Here is a 12,567-nt window from a genome sequence, read left to right as displayed (position 1 = left end):
CTACCGCGTGCCGCCGCTACGCCCGGTGTACCGTCGGTGGGTGCCCTGGGGTCGTCGCTACCGCCTCCCGGCCTCGATCGCCCACCCGGTGCGGTTGCTGCCGCTGGCGTTCCTCTCGCTGATCGCCGTGGGGACCCTCCTTCTGCTCATGCCGTTCGCGCGCGAGGGCGAGCACGATCCCGCGTTCATGGACGCGCTCTTCACGTCCGCGTCCGCCGTGACCGTCACGGGCCTCGCCGTCGTCGACACCGGCTCCTACTGGTCGCCCATCGGCCAGGCGATCATCCTCGTGCTGGTCGAGATCGGCGGCATCGGCATCATCGCGATGACGACCGTCCTGGGCCTGTTCGTGGGAGGCCGCCTCGGCCTGCGGACGCGGCTCGCGGCGCAGACCGACATGCACGTGGTCAGTCTGGGCGACGTGGGCCCGCTGTTCCGCCGCGTCGCGATCACGACGTTGATCTTCCAGGGCGTGACGGCCATCGTCCTGACGCTGCGGTACTGGACGTCGTACTTCGACTCGTTCGCCTACTCGCTGTGGCACGGCGTCTTCGACTCCGTCATGGCGTTCAACAACGCCGGCTTCTCGCTGCACCCGGACAGCCTCACGAGCTACGCCGGCGACTACGCGGTGATCCTGCCGATCTCGATCGCGGTGTTCGCCGGCGGCGTCGGCTTCCCCGTGCTCGCGGAGCTCTACCAGGAGTGGCGCTCGCCGGCGACCTGGACGATCCACACCCGACTGACCGTGTGGGGCTCGCTGTTCCTGCTCGTGGTCTCCGCGGGCACGTTCGTGGCGGTGGAGTGGAACAACGCCGCGACGATCGGCGGCCTCAGCCCGGTGGACAAGCTCATCACCGGCATCGAGGGCGGCGTCATGACGCGCTCGGGCGGTCTCAACAGCTTCGACTGGGGCGCCGTCGAGCCGATCACGGGCAACATCGCGATCATCATGATGTTCATCGGCGGCGGCAGCGCCTCGACCGCCGGCGGCATCAAGGTCACCACGTTCCTGCTGCTGGCCTACGTCATCCTGGCTGAGGCCCGCGGCGAGGAGCAGGTCCGCGTCGGCTCGCGGGCGATCAGCTCTCGCACCATTCGCACGGCGCTCAGCATCGCCCTCATCGCGATCGCGCTCGTCATCGGCGGCTCCATGCTGCTCATGCTGTTCGCGGGCGTCTCGTTCGCCGACAGCCTGTTCGAGTCCGCCTCGGCCTTCGGCACGGTCGGCCTCAGCACCGGGCTGACCCCCGACCTCAACAACCCGGCCCAGCTCGTCCTGATCGGCTTGATGTTCGTGGGACGAGTGGGCACGATTACGGCAGCCTCCGCGTTCGCGCTGCGGCGCCGACAAGCCAGGTACCACCTGCCCGAGGAGCAACCGATCATTGGCTAGCAACGACCCCACCTCCGCGCCCGTCCTCGTCCTGGGGCTGGGCCGCTTCGGCTTCGCCGTGGCCAAGTCGCTCGTGCGGCTGGGTCACGACGTGCTGGGCGTCGACGAGGACGCCAACCTGGTGCAGCGGTACGCCAGCGAGTTCACGCACGTCGTCGCGGCCGACACGACCGACACCGAGGCCCTGCAGCAGATCGGCGCCGAGCAGTTCGACCGCGCCGTCGTGGGCATCGGCACCGACATCGAGGCCAGCGTCCTGACGGTGCTGAGCCTCGTCGAGCTGGGCGTCAGCGAGGTGTGGGCCAAGGCGATCAACGCCAAGCACGCCCGCATCCTCGAGCGCGTCGGCGCCACCCACGTGGTCCGGCCCGAGTCCGCGATGGGCGAGCGCGTCGCGCATATGGTGACCGGCGCGATGATCGACTACATCGAGTTCGACGACGGCTTCTCCATCGCCCGCACCCGGGCGCCGAAGGTCTCGCACGGCCGGACCCTGCTCGAGTCGCAGCTGCGCGCGAAGTTCGGCATCACGGTCGTCGGCGTGAAGCGCCGCGGCGAGGACTTCACGTACGCGCGCCCCGAGACCTCGATCGACAGCTCGGACGAGCTCATCGTGTCCGGGCCCACGCGCAAGGTCGAGAGCTTCTGCGCGCTCAGCACCAGCTGATCCGCCGCGTCGGGCCTGCGAGCGGGCCCGATAGCCTTGTCCGGTGAGCAACCAGACCCAGGAGGGCGCGGCACCCGAGAGTGCGGCGCACCGCTACACCAGCGCGCTGGCCGGACGGATCGAGACGGCCTGGCAGGACCGCTGGGAGGCCGAGGGCACGTTCGAGGCGCCCAACCCGACCGGGGACCTCGCGGGCGACGGCACGTCGCACAACGCCGGCGGCTCCAAGTTCTTCGTGATGGACATGTTCCCGTACCCCTCGGGCGCGGGCCTGCACGTCGGTCACCCCCTCGGCTACATCGCGACCGACGTCGTCGGCCGCTTCCGCCGCATGCAGGGCGACAACGTCCTGCACGCGCTCGGCTACGACGCGTTCGGCCTGCCCGCCGAGATCTACGCCGTCCAGACCGGCCGCCACCCGCGCGAGACGACGCTCGAGAACATCGCCAACATGCGTCGCCAGCTGCGCCGGCTGGGCCTGGGCCACGACATGCGCCGTTCGTTCGCCACGATCGACCCCGAGTTCATGCGCTGGACCCAGTGGGTCTTCCTGCAGATCTTCAACTCCTGGTACGACGCCGAGCAGGGCAAGGCGCGCCCCATCTCCGAGCTGGTCGAGGAGCTGGGCACCGACGACCCGGCCGTCATCGACCAGTACCGCCTGGCCTACATCAGCGAGTCGCCGGTCAACTGGTGCCCGGGCCTGGGCACCGTGCTGGCCAACGAGGAGGTCACCGCGGACGGCCGCAGCGAGCGCGGCAACTTCCCGGTCTTCAAGCGCAGCCTGCGCCAGTGGCAGATGCGCATCACGGCCTACGCCGACCGCCTGATCGACGACCTCGAGCGCGTCGACTGGCCCGAGCCGGTCAAGCTCATGCAGCGCAACTGGATCGGCCGCTCGCACGGCGCCCGCGTCTCCTTCGAGTCGCCCGCCGGCCCGATCGAGGTCTTCACGACGCGCCCTGACACGCTGTTCGGCGCGACCTACATGGTGCTGGCGCCCGAGCACCCGCTCGTCGACGCGCTGGCCGCCGAGACGTGGCCCGAGGCCGTCGACGAGAAGTGGACCGGCGGCGCCCCCGACCCGGTCTCGGCGATCGCCCAGTACCGGCGCACCGCCGCGGCCAAGTCCGACGTCGAGCGCCAGGAGAACAAGGAGAAGACGGGCGTCTTCACCGGCACGTTCGCCACGAACCCGGTCAACGGCGAGCCCGTCCCGGTGTTCGTCGCCGACTACGTCCTCATGGGCTACGGCACGGGCGCCATCATGGCCGTCCCCGCGCACGACGAGCGCGACTTCGAGTTCGCCACCGAGCTGAGCCTGCGCATCGTCCCGGTCGTCGAGTCGCCCGAGGACGAGGTCCTGCCCTGGACCGGCGACGGCGTCGCGATCAACTCTGACAACACGGATCGCTTCGAGGACGGCATCAGCCTCGACGGCCTGCGCGTCGACGAGGCCAAGGCCGCGATCATCGCGTGGCTGGAGAAGACGGGCGTCGGCGAGGGCACCACGTCGTACCGCCTGCGCGACTGGCTGTTCAGCCGCCAGCGCTACTGGGGCGAGCCGTTCCCGATCGTCTACGACGAGGACGGCCGCGCCATCGCGCTGCCGGACTCGATGCTGCCCGTCGAGCTGCCCGAGGTGCCCGACTACTCGCCGAAGACGTTCGAGCCCGACGACGCCGACAGTGAGCCCGAGCCGCCGCTGGCTCGCGTGCCCGAGTGGGTCGAGGTCGAGCTGGACCTCGGCGACGGCCCGAAGCGCTACCGCCGCGAGACGAACACGATGCCCAACTGGGCCGGCTCCAGCTGGTACGAGCTGCGCTACACCGATCCGAACAACGCCGACGTCATCGCCGACCCGGCGAACGAGCGCTACTGGCTCGGCCCGAAGGGCGAGGGCCAGACGGGCGGCGTCGACCTGTACGTGGGCGGCGTCGAGCACGCCGTGCTGCACCTGCTGTACGCGCGCTTCTGGCACAAGGTCCTGTTCGACCTGGGCCACGTCAGCTCGGAGGAGCCCTTCCACCGCCTCGTGAACCAGGGCTACATCCAGGCCTACGCCTACACCGACGAGCGCGGCGTCTACGTGCCCGCCGAGCAGGTCGAGGAGCGCGACGGACAGTGGTTCTTCGAGGGCAAGGCCGTCAACCGTGAGTACGGGAAGATGGGCAAGAGCCTGAAGAACTCGGTCACGCCCGACGACATGTACGAGGCCTACGGCGCCGACACGCTGCGCGTCTACGAGATGTCGATGGGCCCCGTCGAGCAGTCCCGCCCCTGGGAGACCCGCGCCGTGGTCGGTGCGCAGCGCTTCCTGCAGCGCGTGTGGCGCCTGGTCGTCGACGAGGAGTCCGGCGAGGCCCTCGTGGACGACGGCGAGCCCGACACCGCCACGCTGCGGGCCCTGCACAAGGCGATCGCGGGCGTCACCGAGGACCTCGGCGAGCTGCGGTTCAACACCGCGATCGCCAAGCTGATCGAGCTGACGAACCACCTGACGAAGTCCTCGGTCCACTCGCGCGCCGTCCTGGAGCCCCTCGTGCTGATGCTGGCGCCGTTCGCGCCGCACCTGGCCGAGGAGTTGTGGTCCCGTCTGGGCCACGACGAGACGCTGACGTACGAGTCCTGGCCGACGGCCGACGCGCAGTATCTCGTCGAGGACCTGGTGACGTGCGTCGTCCAGATCCAGGGCAAGGTGCGCGGCAAGCTCGAGGTCCCCGCCGACATCTCCGACGAGGACCTGACCGCCCGCGCCCTCGCCGAGCCGAACGTCGTCCGCACGATCGGCGACAGCGAGGTCCGCAAGGTCATCGTCCGCGCCCCGAAGCTGGTCAGCGTCGTCCTGTGACCTGAGGTGGTCTCGATACGCCGCTCCTTCGTCGCGTGCTACTCGACCGCCGGCGCGGTGATCGAGTGCCGGCGAGCGCAGCGAGACGGTGTATCGAGATCACCCGTGGACCGTGGAGGTTCTGTCGGTGGCGCCCACTATGTTGGGTGACATGGACCTGAACCGAGCGATCGCGACCGGTGACGCGGTGCGCCGCGCCCGCGCGGTCGCGGAGTTCGAGGAGTGGCGGTTCGTCGTCGAGCACCACGCGATGCGCGTGGCCGAGGTCGACCGCTCGGCCGACATGCCGCTGTCCAAGGAGCTCGCCCGCCGCGAGGTGACGCTCGAGCTGGCCCAGGCGCTGCACGTCTCCGAGAACACCGTCTGGGCGATGGTCAGCGAGGCCGAGACGCTGCAACGCGTCCCCGCCGTCTGGTCGGCCTTCGAGCGCGGTGACGTCGACGGCGTCCGCGTCTCGGCGATCGCGGCCACGACCGAGAAGCTCGAGACCGCAGCGGCGCTCGCCACGCTCGAGGCCACCGCGGCCGAGTACGCCGCGACTCACACCGTCGCCGAGCTGCGCGCCTGGCTCCGTCGCCTGCGCGCCCGCCTCGAGCCCGAGCAGTCCGCGCACGAGCGCGAGCACGCCGTCGAGCAGCGCCGCGTGTCGATCCGCCACAACGACGACGGCACCTCGTGGCTCGCCGCGCTGCTGCCGACCGGCGTCGCGATCGCGGTGGGGGAGCGGCTGCGCCGGGCGGCGAAGGCCCTGCCCGCCGTGGACTCCGAGACCGGCGCGAAGGACCGCCGTACCCGTGACCAGAAGCAGGCCGACCTCGTCGCGCACTGGCTGACCTCGTGCACGGGCACCGAGACGGACGTCCGCGCCGAGATCGCGATCTCGATCGCCGCGACGGACCTGATCGGCCTGACCGAGGGGCCGGGAGTCACCCGCGAGGGCGAGCCCGTCGGGGCCGACTGGGTCCGCGAGCTCGCCGCCAGCGAGCACACGGTGTTCCGGCGACTCGTACTCGACCCGGTCGGGAACATCCTCGACACCACGGTGATCGGCTACCGGCCGACCGAATCCCTCAGACAAGCGCTTCACTGGAGGGACGGCACTTGCCGCGTCGCCGGGTGCCTCGCACCGGTCCGCGAGACCGATCTCGACCACGCCCTGGCTTACGACTCAGGCGGCGAGACCTCGGCGAGGAACCTGCGGTGCCTGTGCCGCAAGCACCACAACATGAAGTCCCACGGTCACCTGCCCGACCGCCACCTCCGCGCGCCCGCCACCCGCTGATCGAGTGCCCGCGAGGAACGAGCGGGTGTATCGAGATCACGTGGTCTCGATACACCGTCTCGCTGCGCTCGCCGGCACTCGACCACCGGGGTGGCGAGCGAGCGGCTGCCTCACACCCGCGCCGCGTGCGTGTCCGTGCCCGGGCGGGCGTAGACGCCCCAGGCCACGACCAGCATGACCGCGTAGACCGCGGCGAAGGCCCACAGGCCGTTCTCGATGCCCAGCTCGGCGAACGTGCGCGGCACGAAGAACGACCCCAGCGCACCGACCGCTCCCGCGATGCCGATGCAGCCGGCGGCGGCGCGGTGGCCACGAAGGCGGGACTCGTCATCGGTCGCGCCGATCTGGAACGCGATCGGGATCATCCGGTAGACCGACCCGTTGCCGATGCCGGCCGCCGCGAACAGCAGCAGGAACAGGCCGAGGAACACGGGGAAGGCGGCGTCCTCGACGGTCAGCACCAGCCCGACCACGCCGACCGCCATGGCCGTGTACGACGCCATCGTCACGCGCGTGCCGCCGAAGCGGTCGGCCAGGGAGCCGCCGAACGGTCGAGTCAGCGCGCCCGTCACGGCACCGAGGAACGCCAGGGCGGCCGGGACGTCGGGGTGCAGCGACTTCATGAGCGTCGGGAACGTCAGCGAGAAGCCCAGGAACGAGCCGAACGTGCCGATGTAGAGGAACGAGATGATCCACGTGTGCGGGTTGCGCACCGCGAGCGCGTAGCTGCGCAGGTCGGACCTCGCGTGTCCGAGGTTGTTCATGAACACGAACGCCGCCAGCGCCGACAGGATCGCGGCCGGGACGAAGATCAGCCCGGCGCGGTCGAGCGCGATGCCGGCCCCGCTCGTGATGATGAGCGGGACCACGAGCTGCACGATGCCGGTGCCCAGGTTGCCGCCCGCCGCGTTGATGCCGAGCGCCTTGCCCTTCTCGCGCTGCGGGTAGAAGAACGAGATGTTCACCATCGAGGAGGCGAAGTTGCCGCCGCCGAGTCCCGCGAGCGACGCCACGAGCAGCATGACGCCGAACGGCGTGGTCGGGTCGCTGACGGCCCACGCCAGCCCGGCGGCCGGCAGGAGCAGCAGCAGTGCCGAGATCACGGTCCAGTTCCGGCCGCCGAACACCGGCACCATGAACGTGTAGAGCACGCGCATCGCCGCCCCGGTCAGCCCCGGCAGCGCGATGAGCCAGTACAGCTGGTCGGTCGTGTACGAGAAGCCGGCCTCGCCGAGGTTCGGCACGACGACGCTCCAGACGCCAAGCATCATGAAGCCGAAGAACTCGGCCAGCACCGAGACCGTCAGGTTCCGGCGCGCGATCGAGCGACCCTCGCGTTCCCACTGGACTGGGTCCTCGGGGTCCCACCCGTCGATCCACCGCCCCGGTCGGTGGACGAGCGAGCGGGAGCGGTCGGTGCTGAGCGACGTGGACATGGCGACTCCTGACGCGAGAGGGTGCGGTCGCCCCGACGCTAGGAACGGTGCGTTTCGGCCGTCCGCGCCTGCGCGTGAACGAACGGGAACGAACTGCTCACAACGGCCGTGCCGCGTTCGTGACAGAAGTTTCACGCAACGTTACGTCCAGCCATCGGGCCTGAAACGTGGGCTGCCGAGGCTGGAGGCATGACACGCAAACGACTCATCGTGGCCGGCGCTGGCATGGTGGCGCGCCGCCTCGTCGAGGCCCTCGTCGAGCGCGGCGCCACCGAGCAGTGGGACATCGACGTGTTCGGCGAGGAGAGCCGGCCGCCGTACGACCGGGTCGCGCTGACCTCGTTCTTCACGGTCGCGGACCCGGACGAGCTGCTGCTCGGCGACCAGGGCCTGTGGCGCACGCCGGGCGTGCGCCTGCACCGCAACGCGCGGGTCACGGGGATCGACCGTGAGGCCCGGACGGTCACGGTTCACGGCCGCCAGGAGCACTACGACGAGCTCGTCCTCGCGACCGGGTCGTACGCCGCCGTCCCGCCGGTGCAGGGCGCGGACCTGCCGGGGTGCTTCGTCTACCGCACGGTCGACGACGTCGCCGAGCTGCGTGCGTGGGTCCGTGACCGCGGCGAGCAGCTGGGGCGCCCGGCCCGGGGCGTCGTGGTGGGCGGCGGCCTGCTCGGGCTCGAGGCGGCGGGCGCGCTGCGCGAGCTCGGCGCCGAGTGCACGGTCGTGGAGTTCGCCGATCGGCTCATGCCGATGCAGCTCGACCTCGCCGGCGGACAGGCGCTGCGCCGGCTCATCGAGGGCCTCGGCGTCGAGGTCCGCACGTCCACCGCGACGCAGTCCGTGCGGACCGGGCGCGGCACGAAGAAGGTCGGCCGGATGACGTTCGCCGACGGCGAGACGATCCCCGCCGACGTCGTCGTGTTCGCCACGGGGGTGCGGCCGCGCGACGAGCTGGCCCGCGAGGCCGGCCTCGACGTCCACCCGCGCGGGGGCGTGCTGGCCGACGAGTCCTGCCGGACGAGCGACCCGCACGTCTGGGCGATCGGCGAGGTCGCCTGCATCGCCGACCGCGTGTGGGGCCTTGTGGGCCCCGGCTACACGATGGCCGAGGTCGTCGCGGACCGGCTGCTCGGCGGCGCGGCCGCCTTCACCGGCGCGGACCTGTCGACGAAGCTCAAGCTCATGGGCGTCGACGTCGCCAGCTTCGGCGACGCGTTCGCCACGCACGGCGGCAGCCTCGAGGTCGTCTTCGCCGACCCGCTCGCCGGTGTCTACAAGAAGCTCGTGATGAGCGACGACGCCTCCACGCTGCTCGGCGGCATGCTCGTCGGCGACGCCTCGGCCTACACGAGCCTCCGGCCCATGGTCGACCGGCCGCTCGGCGCCGACCCGTCGGCCTGGCTGCTGCCCGACGGCGTCGAGCCGCCCAGCACTGGCGCGCTGCCCGACGAGGCGACCGTCTGCTCCTGCAACAACGTCACCGCCGGCACGATCCGCTGCGCCGTCAGCGGCGGCGAGTGCACCGACCTCGCGGGCGTGAAGTCGTGCACGAAGGCGGGCACCAGCTGCGGCTCGTGCGTCCCGCTCGTGAAGCAGATCCTGAACGCCGAGCTCGAGTCGCAGGGCATCGCGGTCAGCAACGCCCTGTGCGAGCACTTCGACCTCGGTCGCAGCGAGCTCTACGAGGTCGTGGCCCTCACGGGCATCTCGTCGTTCAGCGAGCTGATCGCCCAGCACGGGCGGGGGAGCGGCTGCGACATCTGCCGCCCCGTGGCGGCGTCGATCCTCTCGTCGCTGGGGCGCGGCCACGTCCTCGACCGCGAGAACGCCCGTCTCCAGGACACGAACGACCACGTCATGGCGAACATGCAGAAGGACGGCACGTACTCGGTCGTCCCGCGCATCCCCGGTGGCGAGATCACGCCCGAGGGCCTCATCGTCATCGGCCAGGTCGCGGCGGACTTCGGGCTCTACACGAAGATCACCGGCGGGCAGCGGATCGATCTGTTCGGTGCTCGCATCGAGCAGCTGCCGGCGATCTGGAAGCGCCTCGTCGACGCCGGGTTCGAGTCCGGGCACGCGTACGGCAAGAGCCTGCGGACCGTGAAGTCCTGCGTCGGCCAGACGTGGTGCCGCTTCGGCGTGCAGGACTCGGTGGGCCTCGCCGTCGCGCTCGAGCTGCGCTACCGCGGCCTGCGCTCGCCCCACAAGATCAAGCTCGGCGTCTCGGGCTGCGCGCGCGAGTGCGCCGAGGCGCGCGGCAAGGACGTCGGGGTCATCGCGACGGACCAGGGCTGGAACATGTACGTCGGCGGCAACGGCGGCTTCACGCCGCGCCACGCCCAGCTGTTCGCGGAGGATCTCACCACCGACGAGCTGGTCCGGGCGATCGACCGGTTCCTGCTGTACTACGTGCGCACGGCCGACCGGCTGCAGCGGACGGCGCCCTGGATCGAGTCGATCGAGGGCGGCATCGACCACGTGCGCGACGTCGTGCTGCACGACTCGCTGGGGATCGGGGAGGAGCTGGACGCGCAGATGGCCGCCCACGTGGAGCAGTACTCGGACGAGTGGGCCGACACGCTCGCCGACCCCGAGAAGCTCGCCCAGTTCGGCTCGTTCGTGAACGCGCCGGACACCCCCGACCCCGACCTCGCGTACGTCGAGGAGCGTGGCCAGCGGCGTCCGGCGGGCCCCGTCGTCATCGCCGGCTCGCAGCTGCCCGTCCGGACGGGAGCGGGCGCATGAGCGCGGCGCTCGTGCCCGAGACCGCGTGGACCGCGGTGTGCACCGTCGACCGGCTGTGGGTCGACCGCGGCGCCGCCGCCCTCGTCGACGGCGAGCAGGTCGCCCTGTTCCGGCTGGCCGACGACGAGATCCTGGCGGTCGGCCACCGCGACCCGTTCACCGGGGCGAACGTCATCGCCCGAGGGCTCGTGGGCTCGCGCGGCGACGTGCCGACGGTGGCCTCGCCGCTGCACAAGCAGGTGTTCGACCTGCGCACGGGCCGCTGCCTGGACGACCCGGAGGTCTCGCTGGGGCGCTGGGACGTGCGCGTCGTGGACGACGTCGTCTGGCTGCGGCGGAGCGACGCGTGACGCCGCACGGACCCGTGCTGGCCGGCACCCGGGTGCTCATCACGGCCCAGCGGCGGGCGACCGACCTGGCCAGCGCGCTCGTGCGCCGCGGCGCGCAGGTCCACGTGGCGGCGACGCTCGGGGTGGAGGCGCACATCGACGAGGAGACCCTCGTCCGGCGCACGCAGGGCCTCATCGACGACCGGCCCGAGGTGGTCGTCGTGACGACGGCGATCGGGTTCCGCAGCTGGCTCGAGACCGCCGAGTCGGTCGGCCTGCTCGACGAGCTGCACGACGTCTTGGCCGACGCCCGGATCGTGGCGCGCGGCCCGAAGGCGCGCGGCGCGATCCAGGCCGCGGGCCTCGTCGCGGACTGGGTCGCCGAGTCCGAGACCTCGCGTGAGCTGGCGGACTACCTCGTCGCCGAGGGCGTCGACGGGCTGCGCATCGCGGTGCAGCACCACGGCGCCGGCGACGACGGGCTCGAGACCACGCTGACCACCGCGGGCGCCACGACCGTGCCGCTCGTCGTCTACCGGTGGGGCCCGCCGCCGGACCCCGAGGCGGTCGAGCAGTCCGTGCGTGACGTCGCCGGGGGCGGGTTCGACTGCGTCCTGTTCACGTCCGCCCCGGGCGCGGCCGCGTGGCTCGGCGTGGTGCGCGCGCAGGGCGAGCTGGCCTCGATCCTGCAGCTCGCGCGGGAGGGGCGGCTGGTCGTCGCGGCCGTCGGCCCGGTGACCGCGGACCCGCTCGTGAACGCCGGCTTCACCCCGCTCGTGCCCGACCGCGGCCGACTCGGTGCGCTCGTGCGGGCCGTCGTCATGCACTTCGGCCGCGACGACCTCGGCGTCGACACCCGCGGCGGCCGGCTGCGCGTGCACGCCTCGGCTGCGACCCTCGACCACGAGGTCCTGCCGCTGCCGCCGTCGAGCCTCGCCGTCCTGCGCCTGCTGGCGTCCGAGCCGGGCGCGGTGTTCAGCCGCGAGGAGGTCCTCGCGGTCCTGCCTCGCGCCTCGTCCGACCCCCATGCCGCCGACGTCGCGGTGGCCCGGCTGCGCGACGCGTTCGGCGACCGCAGCCTCGTGCGCACCGTCGTCAAGCGCGGCTACCGACTCGAGCCCGTCCCGCAGGAGGAGACCGCATGAGCCGATCCACCCGACCCGTCCTCGTCGCCTGCAGCCACGGCACCCGCTCGGCCCGGGGCGCCGCGGCGGTGGACGCCCTCGTCCAGGCGGTTCGCGAGGCCGCGCCCGCCGACGTCGTGGCGACGTTCGTCGACGTGCAGGAGCCGTCCCTTCCCGACGTCCTCGCGCGACTCGGCCGCCGCCCGGCGGTCGTGGTGCCGCTGCTGCTCTCGGGCGGCTACCACGTGCACCACGACATCGCCTCGGCCGTCGCCCGGCGCCACCGCCACGCGGCCGCGCGGCCGATGGGCCCCCACCCGGCGATCGTCGAGGTCCTCCTCGACCGGCTCGGCGAGGCCGGCCTGGGGGAGGACGACACCGTGGTCCTCGGTGCCTCCGCCTCCAGCGACCCGCGGGCCGTCGCGGACCAGCGCGCCACGGCGGACGCCCTCGCGCGGCGACTCGGCCGTCCTGTCGCGCTGGGTCACGTGGGCCACTGCGGGACGCCGCTGGACGAGGTCGTCGCACGGGTGCGGCGGCCGGGCCGGCGGGTCCTCGTGGCCTCGCACCTGCTCGCGCCCGGCCACTTCCACGACGCCGTCGGCCGCGCCGGGGCCGAGATCGTCACCGCGCCGCTGCTGGACGAGCGGACGCCCGACCCGCGGCTCGTGTCGCTCGTGCTGGAGCGGTACGCCGAGGCGCTCGGCGCGAGCCTCGCGGCCGCCGGCTGA

9 protein-coding genes are annotated in these 12,567 nt (G+C 72.1%); 8 read left to right on the top strand and 1 reads right to left on the bottom strand.

Going from position 1 to position 12,567, the window contains the following annotated elements; all coding sequences use genetic code 11:
• Positions 1-40 precede the first annotated feature (40 nt).
• The 4 genes from AB3M81_RS14070 (at position 41) to AB3M81_RS14055 (ending at position 6,196) form a co-directional block, all read left to right on the top strand.
• Positions 41-1,396 (top strand): TrkH family potassium uptake protein, encoded by a 1,356-nt coding sequence (locus AB3M81_RS14070; RefSeq protein WP_412904541.1) that lies wholly within the window; start codon positions 41-43, stop codon positions 1,394-1,396.
• Positions 1,389-2,063 carry a potassium channel family protein gene (locus tag AB3M81_RS14065; protein WP_412904540.1) on the top strand — a complete coding sequence of 225 codons (675 nt, stop codon included), beginning with the start codon at positions 1,389-1,391 and terminating at the stop codon, positions 2,061-2,063. Before AB3M81_RS14070 ends, AB3M81_RS14065 begins: the two co-directional genes overlap by 8 nt.
• Before the next feature lie 43 nt (positions 2,064-2,106).
• Positions 2,107-4,914 carry a leucine--tRNA ligase gene (gene leuS / locus AB3M81_RS14060; protein ID WP_412904539.1) on the top strand — a complete coding sequence of 936 codons (2,808 nt, stop codon included), beginning with the start codon at positions 2,107-2,109 and terminating at the stop codon, positions 4,912-4,914.
• Between the two features lie 151 nt (positions 4,915-5,065).
• Complete coding sequence (locus AB3M81_RS14055) at positions 5,066-6,196, top strand: HNH endonuclease signature motif containing protein (RefSeq protein WP_412904538.1); 1,131 nt, start codon at positions 5,066-5,068, stop codon at positions 6,194-6,196.
• Positions 6,197-6,306: 110 nt separating this feature from the next.
• On the opposite strand, the gene AB3M81_RS14050 is transcribed toward AB3M81_RS14055, so the two are convergent.
• Positions 6,307-7,632 carry an MFS transporter gene (locus AB3M81_RS14050; protein ID WP_412904537.1) on the bottom strand — a complete coding sequence of 442 codons (1,326 nt, stop codon included), beginning with the start codon at positions 7,630-7,632 and terminating at the stop codon, positions 6,307-6,309.
• Positions 7,633-7,821: 189 nt separating this feature from the next.
• Between AB3M81_RS14050 and nirB the strand changes: the two genes are divergently transcribed.
• Genes nirB through AB3M81_RS14030 form a run of 4 tightly spaced genes read left to right on the top strand, consistent with a single transcriptional unit; the run spans position 7,822 to position 12,567 of the window.
• Complete coding sequence (nirB, locus tag AB3M81_RS14045; RefSeq protein ID WP_412904536.1) at positions 7,822-10,383, top strand: nitrite reductase large subunit NirB; 2,562 nt, start codon at positions 7,822-7,824, stop codon at positions 10,381-10,383.
• Positions 10,380-10,733, top strand: a complete 354-nt coding sequence (nirD, locus tag AB3M81_RS14040; RefSeq protein ID WP_412904535.1) for a nitrite reductase small subunit NirD — start codon at positions 10,380-10,382, stop codon at positions 10,731-10,733. The genes nirB and nirD overlap by 4 nt, the downstream gene beginning before the upstream one ends.
• Complete coding sequence (locus AB3M81_RS14035) at positions 10,730-11,857, top strand: uroporphyrinogen-III synthase (RefSeq protein ID WP_412904534.1); 1,128 nt, start codon at positions 10,730-10,732, stop codon at positions 11,855-11,857. Before nirD ends, AB3M81_RS14035 begins: the two co-directional genes overlap by 4 nt.
• Complete coding sequence (locus AB3M81_RS14030) at positions 11,854-12,567, top strand: sirohydrochlorin chelatase (protein ID WP_412904533.1); 714 nt, start codon at positions 11,854-11,856, stop codon at positions 12,565-12,567. The genes AB3M81_RS14035 and AB3M81_RS14030 overlap by 4 nt, the downstream gene beginning before the upstream one ends.

Origin of the sequence: Aeromicrobium jepli, assembly GCF_047246605.1 — a bacterium.
Classification (GTDB): domain Bacteria; phylum Actinomycetota; class Actinomycetes; order Propionibacteriales; family Nocardioidaceae; genus Aeromicrobium.
The sequence above is the reverse complement of the archived record's forward strand: the minus strand, read 5'-3'. Positions and strand labels throughout refer to the sequence as shown.